The sequence below is a fragment of the Corynebacterium sp. 122RC1 genome (assembly GCF_024580955.1).
GTDB lineage: Bacteria > Actinomycetota > Actinomycetes > Mycobacteriales > Mycobacteriaceae > Corynebacterium > Corynebacterium kozikiae.
The window spans coordinates 87,607-102,605 of sequence record NZ_JANIKD010000005.1; the positions used below are offsets into that span (position 1 = coordinate 87,607).

The window sequence follows — 14,999 nt, forward strand, 5'->3', positions numbered from 1 at the left end:
CGGTCAGGTGCGTAACTTATCTTGGGTGAATGCTGTCCTTCTTGCCGTGCTGGTCATGCTCATCCTGGCCCTCGCACGAGTCCACGTAGTCCTTGCCCTATTCATCGGTGCCCTCGTTGGTGGCCTTGCCAGTGGAATCGGTTTGGAGTCCACCATGGTGGCCTTCCAAGACGGCCTTTCCGGCGGTGCCAAGATTGCCCTCTCCTACGCCCTGCTCGGCGCCTTCGCAATGGCTGTAGCCAGCGCCGGCCTGCCCAAGTTGCTCGCCGAGGCCATCATGAACCGCATCGGCGTGGACGACCCCACCACCCAGCGTCGCACCGTTGCCGCCACCAAGTGGCTGCTCGTGCTCGGTGTGCTGGCTATGTCCATCATGAGCCAGAACCTCATCCCGGTGCACATCGCCTTCATCCCGCTGCTGATCCCGCCGCTGCTGGGCGTGATGAACCGTCTGCACCTGGACCGCCGAATGATCGCCTGCGTGCTGGCCTTTGGCCTGGTGACCACTTACATGTGGATCCCGCTTGGCTTCGGTTCAATCTTCCTCAATGACATCCTCCTGGCCAACATCGAGGCCGCTGGTCTGAGCACCGCTGGCCTCAACATCTTGCAGGTTATGGCGATCCCCGCGCTGGGTATGTTCCTCGGTCTTCTCATCGCCGTGTTCATCTCCTACCGCAAGCCGCGCACCTATGAGGACCGTGCGGTGGGCGTGCAGTCCGGTGAGGATGAGCCGGTTTCGCGCTACAAGCTCATCATCTCGCTCGTGGCGATCGTGGCGGTGTTCGTGGTCCAGATGGTGCTGCAGGCGCAGGACTCTGAAGCCGATGGTCTGCTCATCGGCTCCCTGATTGGCCTTGCCATCATGCTGGGCACAGGTGCCGTGAGCTGGCGGGAGGCCGATGACGTGTTCAGTCAAGGCATGAAGATGATGGCCCTGATCGGCTTCATCATGATCACCGCCCAGGGCTTCGCCTCGGTGATGCGTGAGACCGGCGAGGTGGAGTCGCTCGTGAATGCCTCCGCTGACCTGATTGGCCAAAACCAGGCCTTGGGCGCGTTCGTGATGCTGCTTGTGGGTTTGATCGTCACCATGGGCATCGGCTCCTCCTTCTCCACGCTGCCGATCATCACCACCATTTACGTCCCGCTGTGTATGGCTCTCGGTTTTAGCCCGGCCGCAACTGTGGCAATCATCGGTGCCGCAGGCGCCCTCGGCGACGCCGGCTCTCCAGCCTCCGATTCCACCCTCGGCCCCACTGCCGGCCTCAACGCAGACGGCCAACACGACCACATCCGTGACTCCGTCATCCCTACCTTCCTCCACTTCAACATCCCGTTGCTGGTGTTCGGCTGGGTCGCAGCGATGGTCCTCTAGCGCAGTCGCGTTCATTGCTCAGGTCACAATTGCGTTACGCTTTGCCGCATTCCGTGCCAAGCAGAACTTTTGCCTCTACCGTGGGCGAGGAAGTGCGAAAGTGCGCACACCGCATCGCACGAATTGTCTAACGCAGAAGCCAACGAAGAAGGAGCAAGCAAATGTCTGATCTCAACAACAAGCTCGAAGACCTCGGCGGCAAGGCAAAGGAATCTTTCGGCGAGGCAACCGGCAACGAAAAGCTTGCCGACGAAGGCCGCGCCGACCAGACCAAGGCGGACATCAAGGACGCAGTCTCCAACGCCGGCGAGAAGCTCGAGCAGGCGAAGGACAAGGTCCTCGGCGCCTTCCAGAAGGACGAAGAGAAGTAAGAGAGGATTCAGCGATCCTCAATCTGAAAACCCACCTCCCGCTGAAGGAGGTGGGTTTTTCCGTTGCTGCTTTTCCCCAAAAACTAAGCCTGAACTTGGTTTTTGTAGCCTTACTTTGCTTTCCAAATGCCCCGTATTGTGGAAACCTTGGTGCTAAAGAGAGCCCAATCTTCGAGGCTTTTCCATCTTCCACCGCTAAGGGACTGTCATGGCACTCGCAGGAACCAAAGAGCAGGGCTTTGAGCCGCACGCACAAGGCATGAATTCAAAACTGAACTGGATCCGTGCCGGGGTACTCGGAGCCAACGACGGTATCGTGTCCGTCGCCGCGCTGCTGATCGCGGTGATCGCCGCCGGTTCGGATCGTGGCGCCACCCTGACCGCGGGTATGGCTGCCCTGGTGGCCGGTGCAATTTCCATGGCGCTTGGTGAATACGTAAGCGTTTCCGCCCAGCGCGACTCCGAGCGCAGCCTGGTGGAGCTGGAGCGCTTCGAGCTCGAGCATTACAAGGAAGAGGAGATCCACGAGCTGGCGGAGATTCTGGAGAAGCTCGGTATGGAGGCAGAAACCGCAGCTAGGGGTGCGCGGGAGATCCAAAACAATGATCCGCTGGCGGCCCACCTGCAATTGGAACTGGGTATTGATGAAGAAGAACTCACCAGTCCCATCGCGGCCGCAATTTCTTCCGCGATTTCCTTCACCCTGGGCGCCCTGCTGCCGCTGCTCGCCGCAATGTTTGCTCCCGCGGACACCAAGGTCTTCGTGGTGGCGGCGTGCACGCTCATCGCGCTGGGCTGCACTGGTTACCTCTCCGCGGTCCTGGCAAAGACGCCGCGAGCCCGTTCGAGCCTTCGCCTCGTCGTGGGTGGCACCTTGGGTTTGATTCTTACGTACTTCGCCGGATCGATGTTTGGCGTCTAATCTGGGGCAGATGAACCGCCTCAAGCCCTGGCTCCGGCCCAAAGTTGCCGGGCTGTATATCGCAGCAGCGCTCGCCGTTGCTGCGTGCTCGCCTGCTCAGGAGTCCACGCTGAGCGCCACGCACGAGGACTTCGGCGCGCAAGCCCCTGAACTGTTCACCACGGCGGATTCCGCAGACTATGCATCTATCGTTGCGGCCCCTGACCCGCGCACGATCATTTCCATCGTGGAAGACGACGGCCAAGTAGCCACCACCGAGGGCGCAACCGAACCGATCCCAGCCCTCTCACAGGCAAAACTCTTCCTCGGAGCTTGGGTGCTCTTCCATGTGGAAGGCAGCGAGGATCAAGTGCTGCAGATGCTGCGCTACTCAGATGATGCGATTGCCGACGAGCTCGACGCCACATATCCCGAGGCGATCCCTGCCGTGATCGAGCGTTACGGGCTGGGGGATACTTCCTATAACGGATACTGGGGCAATACGGTCACTACCACCAATGACCTGGCTCGATTCATCCACCTGGTGCAAGATGATGCCACCGGGCAGGCAATCTTGGAGGCGCTGAGTCAAGTGAGCCCCATCGCCGCCGACGGCTACCCCCAGGACTTCGGCACCGCCCAACTGCCCGGCGTGCTGGGCACGAAGTTCGGTTGGTCTGACGACCTCAGCGCTCATTCCACCGCCTCTATCGCCGATGGCTATGTGATCGTCGCCTACACCTACGGCACTCCCGAGGAGCTCACCGAGGACGTCCTGAGGTCCGTCGCGATCACTCAGTAGAGTAGGGGTGCCACGTAGCACACAGGAAAGGCAACGCTTTGTACCACAACCCTTACCTTCTCCAACCAGGACCGCAGCAACCCCAACCTTCTGCTGCACCTCCCCAGCTGCCTTGGGGGAAGGTGACGCTGTGGGCGTCGTTAAGCTTCGCGGCGATTGCCGCGGTGACCGTGGGCGTTGTGGTTCTGACCAGGCTCGCGTTTGGTGACGTGGGCGATCCGCTGACCGTGGTCGCGCTGGTGCTCTTTGCGATGCCCACGCTGATGCTCGGGGCGATGCTGGTGATTCTGCGCGTGTTTGAGCTGCGGCTTTCTGATGTCGGCTATCACAAACCCACAGCCCGCCTGCTGCACCTGCTGTGGCAGTACCCGCTCATCCTGGCGTGCATGGTGGCGGTGCAGGGCGTGGTGACCTCACTGGCCAGCGACGACGCCACCACCTCCAACACCGAAACCATCGCCGAACTGGCTGTTGTCCATCCCGCCTTGCTGCTGCTCGCCTTCGTGGGCATTGCGATAGCCACGCCGCTGTTTGAGGAAATCTGGATCCGCGGCATGCTCATGAACTGGCTGAAACTTCGCTGGGGCACCACCGCGGCGGTCTTCGTGAGCGCCCTCGTATTCGCCGTGCTGCACGGCATGATTTGGCTGGTCCCAGGCCTGTTCGTGGCCGGCGTAGGCTACGGCCTGCTGCGCGTGTTCCACCGTAACCTCTGGGCCAGCACCATCGCGCACGCCATTCAAAACACCATCGCCTTCACCGCCGCCATCACGCTGCTGAGCGTCTAGTTACATCTGCACGTAGCGCGCCCGCGCAATCGAATACAGGCCGTAAAGCGCTAGGCCGGCACCAACGGCACACAACACGACGCTGCCAAGGCGCTGCTCACCCAACGTCCGCAGCGCGACATCAAGACCGCCCGCCTGCTCAGGATCTGACTGCAACCCGGCGATCACCACCAGCACCCCCGCAATCGCGAAGGCGATGCCCCTGGCAACATACCCCGCGACTCCCGCAACTGTGATCGCCGCACCCACATGGCCACTACTCGACCCATGCTCCAAATCCTTCACGAAACCCCGCGTGGCGCCCTTCCACACGTTGTACACACCGACCCCGAGCACCACCAGCCCTGCCAACACCACCACCGCAGCGCCCCAACTATAAGAGAGCAGGGTGGCCGTGGTGCTCGTGGCCGTCTCCTCATCGGAGGCACCGCCGCCCGACGCAAACTTCCCCGTTGTCAGCGCCAACGAAAGGAACACCACCGCGAGTGCCGCACCCTTGGCCCTCTGTGATGCCTTCGCGCCTACGAACACCTCCGTCAGCCGCCACAACGCCAACGCAACCAACGCAACAACCGCCACCCACAGCAGCGCCCGACCGCCCGGTGCCTGCGCGATCATCGCCAACGCACCGGTGTTGGAGGCCTCATGGGCTGAGCTGGTTGGGGCTGTTGAAGTAGGAGCTGCGATTCGAAAGGCAATCCAGCCGATCACAATATGCAGCATGCCCATCACCACGAACCCCACGCGCGCCATCGCTTGGAGTGCGGGATGCTTGTTTGCTTTCTGTGCTGCCTGACCGGCCGCCTGCGACGCCGTGCTCGCGAGGTCCTTGGCCCGCCTGCCGCCTTCCTTCGGATTCATGCCCACCATCGTAGTTGGGCGGGGTGCTTGGCTGGGGACGAAGCAGGGTTGGTTTTCAGGACACCTTCGGTGGCTTGGTGCAACGGTTTGGGCAAAGGTGTCCTGGTTTCCGTCGCAATGGTGTCGGCCGCTTCAGGATGCAGACAAAGCAAAACCCCCTGGACAGCCGCTACATGTGAGAAGCAGACGGGCGTCCAGGGGGAAACCAGCCCGAGCCAGCCATAGCCGGCTACCAGGGTCAGTGCCCTAGGGTTTAGCAGTCGAAGTAGAGCTCGAACTCCTGTGGGGTTGGGCGCAGGCGCACTGGGGTGATTTCGTTGTCGTACTTGAGCTTGATGTAGGTATCAATCAAGTCTTCGGTGAACACGTCGTTGTCGGTGAGGAACTCGTGATCCTCCTCCAGTGCCTTGAGGGACTCAACCAGGGAGGTTGGTGCCTGTGGGATGGAGGCTGCTTCCTCTGGGGGCAGCTCGTAGAGGTCCTTGTCCACTGGTGCGTGTGGCTCGATGCGGTTCTTGATGCCGTCGAGGCCGGCGAGCATCATGGCAGCGAAGCCGAAGTAGGGGTTGCCCGATGGGTCTGGTGCGCGGAACTCGATGCGCTTTGCCTTTGGGTTGGAGCCGGTGATTGGGATACGCACGGCTGCGGAGCGGTTGCGCTGCGAGTACACCAGGTTAATTGGGGCCTCGAAGCCTGGGACCAGACGGTGGTAGGAGTTCAGGGTTGGGTTGGTGAACGCCAACACAGCGCCTGCGTGGTGGAGGATACCGCCGATGTAGTAGCGGGCGATGTCGGAAAGGCCTGCGTAGCCAGCCTCATCGTGGAACAGTGGCACGCCGTCCTTCCAGAGGGACTGGTGTGCGTGCATACCGGAGCCATTGTCGCCAGCCAGTGGCTTTGGCATGAAGGTGGCAACCTGGCCGTTCTGGAATGCGGTGTTCTTGATGATGTACTTGAAGGTCTGCAGGTCGTCGGCTGCGTGGAGCAGGGTGTTGAACTTGTAGTTGATCTCCTGCTGGCCGCCGGTGCCCACCTCGTGGTGGAAGCGCTCGATCTCGAAGCCTGCGTTGAGCAGGTTGCGGGTCATCTCGTCGCGGATTTCCAGGGTCTGGTCGTATGGTGGCACTGGGAAGTAGCCGCCCTTGATGCGGGTCTTCGCGCCCAGATTCGGGGTACCGTCGATGTTGAATTCCTTGCCGCGGTTCCACCAGCCCTCGTTGGAGTCCACCTCGTAGAAGCCGGCGTTCATCTCGGTGGAGTAGCGGACCTTGTCAAAGAGGTAGAACTCGGCTTCGGGGCCGAAGAAGCAGGTGTCGGCGATGCCGGTTGCGCTGAGGTACTGCTCGGCCTTGCGGGCAACGTTGCGTGGGTCGCGGGAGAAAGGCTCGCGGGTGAAGGGGTCGTGGACAAAGAACTTGATGTTGAGGGTCTTTGCTTTGCGGAATGGGTCAACAACCGCGGTGGCGAGGTCTGGCAGGAGGTTCATGTCAGACTCGTCGATGGTGGTGAAGCCGCGGACGGAGGAGCCGTCGAATGCGAGGCCTTCCTCGATGGCGTCTTCGTCGAGCATGTGTGCAGGGATGGAGAAGTGCTGCTCAATGCCTGGGACGTCGGTGAAGCGGACGTCGACGAACTCTACATTCTCATCCTTGATGTACTTGATGACATCTTCAGCGGTCTTGAATGCCACGATTGTCTCCTAAAAGTAAAAAGCATTGGCCGCGCCGCTTTGGGGCTGGCCAACTTGATGGTTGCCACGATTCCCACGTGAGTGATTGCATTGTAACTCATTTTCTATCGAGCTATCAAAAAAATCACCGAGCCTCCCGAAACTCCCAGTTCAACCCCCGTAAACCTGTGGGCCTTGGGTGCGTCGAAAAGCCTTGGGAAGTTGGGTAAAGTGAGAACCCATGAGCAAACCTAAACGCAGTTGGCTTGACGGCCCGCAGATCCCCGCACAGTTCGACCAAGGCCAGCCTTCACGTTGGCCGGGTGAGGCGCTGGGGCTGCCGAAGGAGGGTCCGGGTTCGCTGGCGTCGGTGATGCGTCGTGCGTGCGGCGTGGCCATCGACTGGGTCATCTGCCTGGGCTTTGCCTACCTCATCCACGCGTTCACGGGGGCGCTCGGCGGGGTGTCCACCATCGTGTACATGCTGTTCATTATCCTGGGCATCGTGAGCGTCACACTGTTCGCACGCACACCCGGCCAGGCTTTGCTGGGGATGGGGGTGGCGCGTATCGACGTGCCCAGCGCCCGCGTTGGGTTCTGGCGGGCGTGTGCGCGCACCGTGGGTACGGCGCTGATTTTCCCTGCAGTACTGGTTGATGCCGATGGCCGCGGAATTCATGACCGGGCCACCGGCACCTCTACTGTTCGTGGCTAATGAGCCTCGTGGAGTCTAGCCCCGCTTATTGCGCTCGTTGACGCGGCGGGCGCGGCGATTCATGCCGGAGACCCTGGCGCCCTTTGGAATTGGACCCTTGGGCAGTGCGGCACCGGCGCCGGCACCGGGGAGGTTGTCCATCGCTTCGATGCGTGCGGCGATGGTGTAGACCTCATCTTTCTTGTAGTTGCGAGGCATCTTCATGAGCGTGGATTGCAGCTTTTTCAGAGGAACGTCGCCTTCCTCGGTGCCCACGTGGATGACCTCAACGGGGACACCTGGTGCGAGCTTCTTCAGGCGGTTGCGCTGCTTCGCGATGAGTGGCTTGAGGTGGTTCTTGTCGCCTTCGCCAACCAGGATCACGCCGGGCACGCCCACCACGCGGTGGAGCACGTCCATCTGTGGGGTCATGTCCAGGCCGGTCTTGGTGCGCCAGGCAACGCCGAAGCCGGAGCGCAGGTTATCCAGCGCCCAGCCCGCGGCACCCACTTGGCCTTCGGCTTGGCTATAGACGGCATTTTGCATGCGGCGGGAGAACACCCACATTGCGATGGTGGCACCCAGCACGGCGCCGAGGATCAGCATGAACCAGCGGCCACCCCAGAAGGTGCCGATGCCGAAGAACACCAACGCCGTACCTAAAACGCAGGCCAGCATGATGGGGACCAGCGCTTTGTCCTGCTTGCGCTGAATCTGGAACGCCTGCCACACCTGCGACCAAGTATTGCGGCGGCTGGCACGCTTCTGTGCGCGCTCCTCTTTCTTTGCGGCTTTTTCAGCCTGTTTCTTCGCATCTGCCATGGCTACAACCTTAGCCTTTTGCTCACGCACTCACGCAATTGCCACTTATCCGCGCCCGGCGGTGGAGGCAACCACTGGGGTCTCCTCGGAGGGGCCGTACTTTTCCAGCAGGGTGGACGCCTCTTGGGCGGTGCTTCCCTGGGATGTTTGGGCGAGGTGCTTGAGGTGCTCCGGCAGTTGCTCGCCGCGCGCCTCGAGTGCCTCCGCGTAAAGCTTGCCTGCGCGGTAGGAGGAGCGCACCAATGGGCCGGACATCACGGCGCCGAAGCCGAGTTCGTAGGCGTAGTCTCGGTGCTCGATGAACTCTTCTGGCTTCACCCAACGTTCGATGGGGTGGAACAGGGGGCCGGGGCGCAGATATTGGGTGATGGTGATGATGTCGCACCCTGCGGAGCGCAAGTCGCGCAGTGCGGACTGCACCTCCTCAACCGTTTCACCCATGCCCAGGATGAGGTTGGATTTGGTAACCAGACCGAAGTCACGGGCCTGCCGGATCACGTCCAGGGAGCGCTCGTAGCGGAACGCCGGGCGGATTCGCTTGAAGATCCTCGGCACGGTTTCCAGGTTGTGCGCAAACACTTCTGGGCGGGCCTCGAACACCTCTTGGAGAAGGTCGGGCTTTCCGGAGAAGTCCGGGGTGAGGTTTTCCACGCCCGTGTGTGGGTTGAGCTCGTGGATTTTACGGACCACCTCGGCGTAGAGCCAGGCGCCCTCGTCTTCCAAGTCGTCGCGAGTCACACCGGTGATGGTGGAGTAGTTCAGTTGCATTTCACGAACCGACTCAGCAACCCTGCGTGGTTCGTCGGTATCCAATGGTTCCGGCTTAGCGGTGTTGATTTGGCAGAAGTCGCAGCGCCTGGAGCAGTTTGCACCGCCAATGAGGAAGGTTGCTTCCCTCGATTCCCAACACTCGTGGATGTTGGGGCAGCCAGCTTCTTGGCACACGGTGTGCAGGCTGGCACCAGAGACTTTCTTCTTCATGTCCTGGTATTCGGGGCCCGTTTTCACGGAGGTGCGAATCCAGCGAGGCTTACTCTCGATTGGGGTTTCGGAGTTGCGCGCTTCCACGCGCAAGAGCTTGCGTCCTTCAGGTCCTTGAGTCACGGTATGCACCCTACCTATTGTTTCTGGCTTTCTAAACACCCTGCTTTTTGCGCAGGCCTTTTGTGGGGTCGGGGGCGGAGTCAAAGCTGTGGTCCGCCACCTGGAGTTCACCGGAAAGGGTGCGCAAGAGTGTGTTGACCACTGGGGCGGACATCTCTTCCACGGTGACTTCACGCCCAAGCTCATCGCTCAGCGTGGTCACTCCTGCGTCCGTGATGCCGCAGGGGATGATGTGCTGGTAGAACTCGAGCGTATTGTTACAGTTCAACGCCAAGCCGTGCATTGTAATTCCCCGGGTAATTCGGATGCCCAGAGCTGCGACTTTGCGGTGCGGCGCCCCGTGTTTGCCGGGCACCCACACGCCTGAGCGGCCGTCCACGCGCCCTGCGTCAGGGATGCCGGCCTGCCGGACCACGTGGATGAGGGCTTCCTCGATCCGCCGGACGTAGTCCACAACGTCGATCGGTTGCGCGAGTTTGATGATGGGGTACACCACGAGCTGCCCGGGCCCGTGCCAGGTAATCCTGCCGCCACGGTCAACGGTGATCACTTCGAGGCCGTTGGTGGGCATGTCCTCGGGCTGGGTGCGTTTGCCCGCGGTGTAGATACTGGGGTGATGGAGGACCAGGATTTGGTCCCCGATTTCCCCCGCCGCCCGCTTGGCTGCCAAGTCCGCTTGCAGGTCCCATGCCTCCTGGTATCCCACCTCGCCGAGGTTGTGGATTTCAGGAGGCGCGGTCTGTTCCCGGATGGAGAGTTCCTTGGGGAAGAAGGGGTCGCGTGGAGCTGTCATATCAACCAACATACTCCTGCTACTTGTTTCCGCCGCGCGGGCTGTGAGACGAGGCTAGACGCCGTTTGCCTCTGCGTACTCTTCGGCGGTCATGAGCTCGCCTACGGACTCCACGGAGACTTCGAACAGCCAGCCCTCGCCGAATGGGTCGTTGTTGATCACGGCGTAGTCGTCGTGCACTGCCTCGTTGACGGCGGTGACGGTGCCGGTGACGGGGGAGTAGAGGTCGGAAACGCTCTTGGTGGATTCCACTTCGCCGCAGGTTTCCCCGGCTTCTACGGTGTCACCAACGGCGGGTAGTTCTGCGAAGACTACCTCGCCCAGGCGGTCGGCGGCCACGGAGGTGATGCCTACCTTGACGGTGCTACCGGCTGCTTCTTCGGCGGTTGCGTTGATCCACTCGTGGTCTTCGGAGTAGGCAAAGTTCTCAGGAAGGGACATGCGACGTGCTACCTTTCATCAATTTTCTTCAAATCTTGTTCCGTTGCGCCACGAGGCTGGAACCTTTTGGCGCAACGGGTTGGTGCTGCAAGCAATGATAACGCTTGTGCTACTTGCTGCGGGAGTAAAACGGCAGTGCTACCACGGTGAACGGGTATTGCTTGCCGCGGATGTCGGCGATCAGCTCGGTGCCGGGCTCACTGAGCGCGCGGTCAACGTAGGCGAGCGCCACCGGAATGCCCAAGGTCGGGGAGGGCTGTCCCGACGTCACCGTACCCACCACCTGGCCATCTTGATTCAGCAGATCCGCGCCTGCGCGTGCTGCGCGGCGCTGCTCGGAGGTGAGGCCAACGAGCACGCGGGCGCTTTCTGGTGCTTGTTCGAGGGCGAGCTTGCCTACCCAGTCACCTTCCTTCTTCTTGCCAATGAGTACTCCGAGGCCGGCATCGAAGGGGGTGTGGTCCAGGCTGAGTTCATTGCCGTACAGCGGCATGCCGGCCTCCAGGCGTAGGGAGTCGCGTGCAGCGAGGCCCGCTGGCTTCAGACCGAACTCTTCTGCCTGTCCAGCGGTGTAGATTGCCTGCCAAAGGTCTGGGGCGTCCGCGTTGCCGATGTAGAGCTCAAAGCCGTCTTCACCGGTGTATCCAGTGCGGGCCAACAGCACGTCGTGGCCTGCGATGTGTGCGGGGGCGCAGGCGTAGTAGCCCATGTCCGTGATGGTTGCGTGGTGGGCTTCCGGTGCGAGGGTGAGCAGCAGCGCCTCCGCCTGTGGCCCTTGCACGGCGATGAGTGCGGTCTCTGCGGATTCGTCTGCTACCTGCACGTCGTTGCCCTGTGCGCGGAAGTCTGCGGCGCGCTCGTTGAATGCAGCGAATACAGTCTCCGCGTTGCCCGCGTTTGGGATCACTAGGTATTCCTGCTCACCGAGGCGGTAGGAGATGAGGTCGTCGATGATCCCACCTTGCTCGTTGACGATCATCGAGTACTTCGCCTTGTGCACCTTGATGCTGGAAAGTTGTGAGATCAGCGCGTAGTCCAGGAACTCACCGGCCTGGGCGCCGGTGACCCTGATTTCACCCATGTGGGAGAGATCAAAAAGCCCTACCGTGGTGCGAACTGCGCGGTGTTCCTCCAGCTCGGAGCCGTACTTGAGTGGCATGTCCCACTGTCCGAAGGGGGTGAAGGTAGCGCCGAGGGCCTCGTGTTCTTGGTGCAAGGGGGAGCGGCGCAGCGCTCCCTGGGATGCAACGTCAGTCATGTGGATACCTTTCAAAGTTGGGGCGTCTGGGCCTACACTGGGTCGTTTTCGTGGTACTCGAATGCCTCCGGTGGAGGGCAGGAGCAGGCGAAGTTCCGGTCACCGTATGCCTCATCAAGGCGGCGCACCGGTGGGAAGTACTTGGTGTGGTGCAGCCCGGGCACGGGGAACGCGGCTTTGGAGCGGGGGAAGGCGTATGGCCATTCATCAGCCGAGACGGAGTCGGCGGTGAATGGGGCGTGGGCCAACACGGAATCGTCGTGCGCGATTTCCCCGCGTTCAATTTCCGCAATCTCTGCGCGGATTGTGCGCATTGCCTCGATGAAACGGTCCAATTCCGCCAAGTCTTCAGATTCGGTGGGTTCCACCATGAGGGTGCCTGCGACGGGGAAGGAGAGTGTTGGCGCGTGGAAGCCGAAGTCGATGAGGCGCTTGGCTACGTCGGCGGCGCTCACTCCGGTTGCGTCAGTCAGTGCGCGCAGGTCCAGGATGCACTCGTGTGCAACCAAGTCCTGTGCGCCGGTGTAGAGGACTGGGAAGGAGTCGCGTAGCTCATGGGCTAGATAGTTGGCGCCCAAGATTGCACTGGCGGTGGCTTGAGCGAGGCCTTCGCCGCCCATCATTGCGATGTAGGACCAGGAAATGGGAAGCACGCCTGCGGAACCGTAGAGGGTGGAGGAGATCGGGACACCAGAGTCCGCGCCGATTGCCGTTGTTGGGTCGGTGGCTACCGGGTCCGCGGGCAGGAATGGCACCAGGTGTTCGGCCACTGCCACTGGCCCCACGCCTGGGCCGCCACCACCGTGCGGAATGGTGAAGGTCTTGTGCAGGTTGAGGTGGGAGACGTCGCCACCAAAGTGTCCTGGGCGGGCGATTCCTGCCAGAGCATTCAGGTTTGCGCCATCGATGTAGACCTGTCCGCCGGCCTCATGCACTTTTGCGCACACCTGGCGCACGGTGTCCTCATACACACCGTGGGTGGAGGGGTAGGTGATCATGATGCCAGCTACGTGCTCGCCGTGTTTTTCCAACTTGGCATCGAGGTCGGCCACATCAATGGAGCCATCGGCGGCGGTTGCAACCACAACTACCTTCAGGTTGGCTAAGGTGGCGCTGGCTGCGTTGGTGCCGTGCGCGGACTGCGGGATAAGCACGATGTCGCGGTTATGGTCACCGCGGGAGAGGTGATAGCGGCGGATTGCCAGTAGTCCTGCGAGTTCGCCCTGGGAACCCGCGTTTGGCTGCACCGACACCTTTGCGTAGCCGGTGATCTGGGCAAGCCAGCCTTCCAGTTCCTCAATGAGGAGCTGCCAGCCCTTGGTCTGGCTCGCGGGGGCGTATGGGTGGATGTTGGCGAACTCTGGCCAGGTGATGGGTTCCATACCCGCGGTTGGGTTGAGTTTCATGGTGCAGGAGCCCAGCGGGATCATGGTGCGATCCAATGCGAGGTCTTTATCCGCGAGCTTGCGCAGGTAGCGCAGCATCTGAGTTTCCGAGTGCACGGAAGTAAAGATCGGGTGGGTGAGTGTGGCCTCGGTGCGGGCGAGCGTCTCGGGGATGAAGGAGCGCTCAGCGGCTGCACGCACATCCTCCACCTCAACCTTGGCGCCAAAGGCAGCGGCGAGGGTGACCACGTCTTGCTCATTCGCGGACTCACCAAAGGCCACGGAAACTTTGTCTGCGCCGATTGGGCGCACCAGGTAGCCCTGCTCGGCCAAGGCGTCGGTGATTTCCTGAGCCTTGCCGGGGGTCAGTACGGTGACCGTGTCAAAGAAGTCTTCATGCGCCAGCGAGAAGTCGCTGGACTTCAACGCCTGAGCAAAGGCACCGGCCAGCCCGTGCACGTGCAGAGCAATCCGCTTCAGGCCTTCGGGGCCATGCCACACCGCATACATGGAGGCGCACACTGCCAGCAATGCCTGGGCAGTACAGATATTCGAGGTAGCGCGTTCGCGTCGGATGTGCTGCTCGCGGGTTTGTAGAGCCAGGCGATACGCCGGGTAGCCCGCGGCATCCACGGAGACGCCCACGATCCTGCCGGGTAGTTGGCGCTTCAACTTGTCATGCACGCTCATGAAAGCCGCGTGAGGGCCACCAAAGAACAGCGGCACGCCGAAACGCTGGGAAGAACCAACCGCGATATCTGCGCCGAGCGCGCCGGGGGAGGTGAGAAGTTGGAGCGCGAGGAGGTCGGTGACCACGGTGGCAAGGCCGCCGCGGGAGTGGATGTCCTCGATAAGTGGGCGGATATCCATGAGGTCGCCCTCGGTGCCGGGGTAGGCCAGCACTACGCCAATGAGGTCATCGCCAACAAGGCCCTGGCTGAGGTCCGCGATTTCCACTTCGTGTTCAGTTGCGCGGGCCCGCTCCGCAGCCACTGCCAACACTTGTGGGTGGAGGCGCTGGTCAAGCACCACCCGGTGGCCTTTCTTGTTGGTGCGTGCCATGAGCCCCACGGCTTCTGCGACAGCCGAGGCTTCATCGAGGAGGGAAGCATTTGCTACCTCGAGTCCGGTGAGCTCCGCCACCATGGTCTGGAAGTTGAGGAGGGCCTCAAGACGGCCTTGGGAAATCTCCGGTTGATACGGGGTGTAGGCGGTGTACCACGCGGGGTTTTCCACAACATTCCTGCGAATTACTGGGGGAGTGTTGGTGGCATAGAATCCCTGGCCGTAAAACGCCTTGAGCACCACGTTCTGCTTGGCGTAATTACGCAGCTTTGCCAGAGACTCCTCTTCGCTCAAAGCCTCGCCCAGGTATGGGGCCTTGGCATCTTTGATGTCCGCTGGGACTGCAGCGGCTACCAGGTCCTGCAGGCTGGAAAAGCCAATGCGTTTGAGCATCACCTCCTGCTCTGTGCGGTCAGGGCCGATGTGCCGGCTGAGGTAGCTTGCTGATGCTGCTGATGCTGAGGAAAGCGACATGAGTTGTTCCGCTCCAAATGGGTGTACGGGTCTTTTGGTTTCTGCACGCGATTATAGGACTAACCCCGGACATGCCACATCGATAATCACCCCTGTTTGTTCCACAATCGGATGTTGGTATGAAAAGCCCATGAAAAAGGCGCCACCCCCAGGGATTGGTTCGAACATGTGTTCTCAATCCCCGGGGGTGGCG

The 14,999-nt window shown here is 61.4% G+C and carries 14 protein-coding genes; 6 read left to right on the forward strand and 8 right to left on the reverse strand.

The features are described from left to right. Positions 1–25 precede the first annotated feature (25 nt). The 5 genes from NQ050_RS03945 (at position 26) to NQ050_RS03965 (ending at position 4,240) form a co-directional block, all read left to right on the forward strand. A complete protein-coding gene (locus tag NQ050_RS03945) occupies positions 26–1,378 on the forward strand; it encodes a Na+/H+ antiporter NhaC family protein (protein WP_257037985.1) in 1,353 nt (450 codons plus the stop codon). 161 nt (positions 1,379–1,539) lie between these two features. Then, positions 1,540–1,749: a CsbD family protein gene (locus NQ050_RS03950; protein ID WP_257037986.1), complete on the forward strand. Its 210-nt coding sequence runs from the start codon at positions 1,540–1,542 to the stop codon at positions 1,747–1,749. Between the two features lie 208 nt (positions 1,750–1,957). After that, positions 1,958–2,671: a VIT family protein gene (locus tag NQ050_RS03955; RefSeq protein ID WP_257037987.1), complete on the forward strand. Its 714-nt coding sequence runs from the start codon at positions 1,958–1,960 to the stop codon at positions 2,669–2,671. Between the two features lie 10 nt (positions 2,672–2,681). Next, the gene (locus tag NQ050_RS03960) at positions 2,682–3,452 is read left to right on the forward strand and encodes a class A beta-lactamase-related serine hydrolase (protein WP_257037988.1); all 771 of its coding nucleotides are present in this window, start codon (positions 2,682–2,684) and stop codon (positions 3,450–3,452) included. Positions 3,453–3,574: 122 nt separating this feature from the next. Next, positions 3,575–4,240 carry a type II CAAX endopeptidase family protein gene (locus NQ050_RS03965; protein ID WP_257037989.1) on the forward strand — a complete coding sequence of 222 codons (666 nt, stop codon included), beginning with the start codon at positions 3,575–3,577 and terminating at the stop codon, positions 4,238–4,240. On the opposite strand, the gene NQ050_RS03970 is transcribed toward NQ050_RS03965, so the two are convergent. Both NQ050_RS03970 and glnA read right to left on the reverse strand, forming a co-directional pair. After that, positions 4,241–5,101: a DUF1206 domain-containing protein gene (locus NQ050_RS03970; protein WP_257037990.1), complete on the reverse strand. Its 861-nt coding sequence runs from the start codon at positions 5,099–5,101 to the stop codon at positions 4,241–4,243. Positions 5,102–5,354: 253 nt separating this feature from the next. Next, positions 5,355–6,791, reverse strand: a complete 1,437-nt coding sequence (gene glnA, locus NQ050_RS03975; RefSeq protein ID WP_257037991.1) for a type I glutamate--ammonia ligase — start codon at positions 6,789–6,791, stop codon at positions 5,355–5,357. Positions 6,792–7,011: 220 nt separating this feature from the next. On the opposite strand from glnA, the gene NQ050_RS03980 reads away from it, so the two are divergent. Beyond that, positions 7,012–7,485 carry an RDD family protein gene (locus NQ050_RS03980; protein WP_257037992.1) on the forward strand — a complete coding sequence of 158 codons (474 nt, stop codon included), beginning with the start codon at positions 7,012–7,014 and terminating at the stop codon, positions 7,483–7,485. 15 nt (positions 7,486–7,500) lie between these two features. Here the strand turns inward: NQ050_RS03980 and NQ050_RS03985 are convergent, their stop codons facing one another. From NQ050_RS03985 to gcvP, 6 genes are all read right to left on the reverse strand, one after another. Beyond that, on the reverse strand, positions 7,501–8,286 hold the full coding sequence (locus NQ050_RS03985) for a DUF4191 domain-containing protein (protein ID WP_257037993.1): 786 nt from the start codon (positions 8,284–8,286) through the stop codon (positions 7,501–7,503). A gap of 45 nt (positions 8,287–8,331) precedes the next feature. Beyond that, on the reverse strand, positions 8,332–9,390 hold the full coding sequence (gene lipA, locus NQ050_RS03990) for a lipoyl synthase (RefSeq protein WP_257037994.1): 1,059 nt from the start codon (positions 9,388–9,390) through the stop codon (positions 8,332–8,334). A 31-nt stretch (positions 9,391–9,421) separates the two neighbouring features. Beyond that, positions 9,422–10,183, reverse strand: a complete 762-nt coding sequence (gene lipB / locus NQ050_RS03995; protein ID WP_257037995.1) for a lipoyl(octanoyl) transferase LipB — start codon at positions 10,181–10,183, stop codon at positions 9,422–9,424. Positions 10,184–10,237: 54 nt separating this feature from the next. Continuing rightward, positions 10,238–10,624 (reverse strand): glycine cleavage system protein GcvH, encoded by a 387-nt coding sequence (gene gcvH, locus NQ050_RS04000; protein WP_257037996.1) that lies wholly within the window; start codon positions 10,622–10,624, stop codon positions 10,238–10,240. A gap of 109 nt (positions 10,625–10,733) precedes the next feature. Then, on the reverse strand, positions 10,734–11,882 hold the full coding sequence (gene gcvT / locus NQ050_RS04005; protein WP_257037997.1) for a glycine cleavage system aminomethyltransferase GcvT: 1,149 nt from the start codon (positions 11,880–11,882) through the stop codon (positions 10,734–10,736). 32 nt (positions 11,883–11,914) lie between these two features. Then, entirely contained in the window at positions 11,915–14,806 is a 2,892-nt protein-coding gene (gene gcvP, locus NQ050_RS04010) for an aminomethyl-transferring glycine dehydrogenase (RefSeq protein WP_257037998.1), read from the reverse strand. Positions 14,807–14,999: the final 193 nt, after the last annotated feature.

Excerpts from the sequence above, each read along its gene's own strand:
- gcvP (WP_257037998.1), bottom strand. The coding sequence starts at position 14,806 with ATGTCGCTTTCCTCAGCATCAGCAGCATCAGCAAGCTACCTCAGCCGG.
- gcvT (WP_257037997.1), bottom strand. The coding sequence starts at position 11,882 with ATGACTGACGTTGCATCCCAGGGAGCGCTGCGCCGCTCCCCCTTGCAC.
- NQ050_RS03980 (WP_257037992.1), top strand. The coding sequence starts at position 7,012 with ATGAGCAAACCTAAACGCAGTTGGCTTGACGGCCCGCAGATCCCCGCA.
- NQ050_RS03970 (WP_257037990.1), bottom strand. The coding sequence starts at position 5,101 with ATGAATCCGAAGGAAGGCGGCAGGCGGGCCAAGGACCTCGCGAGCACG.
- NQ050_RS03950 (WP_257037986.1), top strand. The coding sequence starts at position 1,540 with ATGTCTGATCTCAACAACAAGCTCGAAGACCTCGGCGGCAAGGCAAAG.
- NQ050_RS03955 (WP_257037987.1), top strand. The coding sequence starts at position 1,958 with ATGGCACTCGCAGGAACCAAAGAGCAGGGCTTTGAGCCGCACGCACAA.
- NQ050_RS03960 (WP_257037988.1), top strand. The coding sequence starts at position 2,682 with ATGAACCGCCTCAAGCCCTGGCTCCGGCCCAAAGTTGCCGGGCTGTAT.
- lipB (WP_257037995.1), bottom strand. The coding sequence starts at position 10,183 with ATGACAGCTCCACGCGACCCCTTCTTCCCCAAGGAACTCTCCATCCGG.
- gcvH (WP_257037996.1), bottom strand. The coding sequence starts at position 10,624 with ATGTCCCTTCCTGAGAACTTTGCCTACTCCGAAGACCACGAGTGGATC.
- NQ050_RS03985 (WP_257037993.1), bottom strand. The coding sequence starts at position 8,286 with ATGGCAGATGCGAAGAAACAGGCTGAAAAAGCCGCAAAGAAAGAGGAG.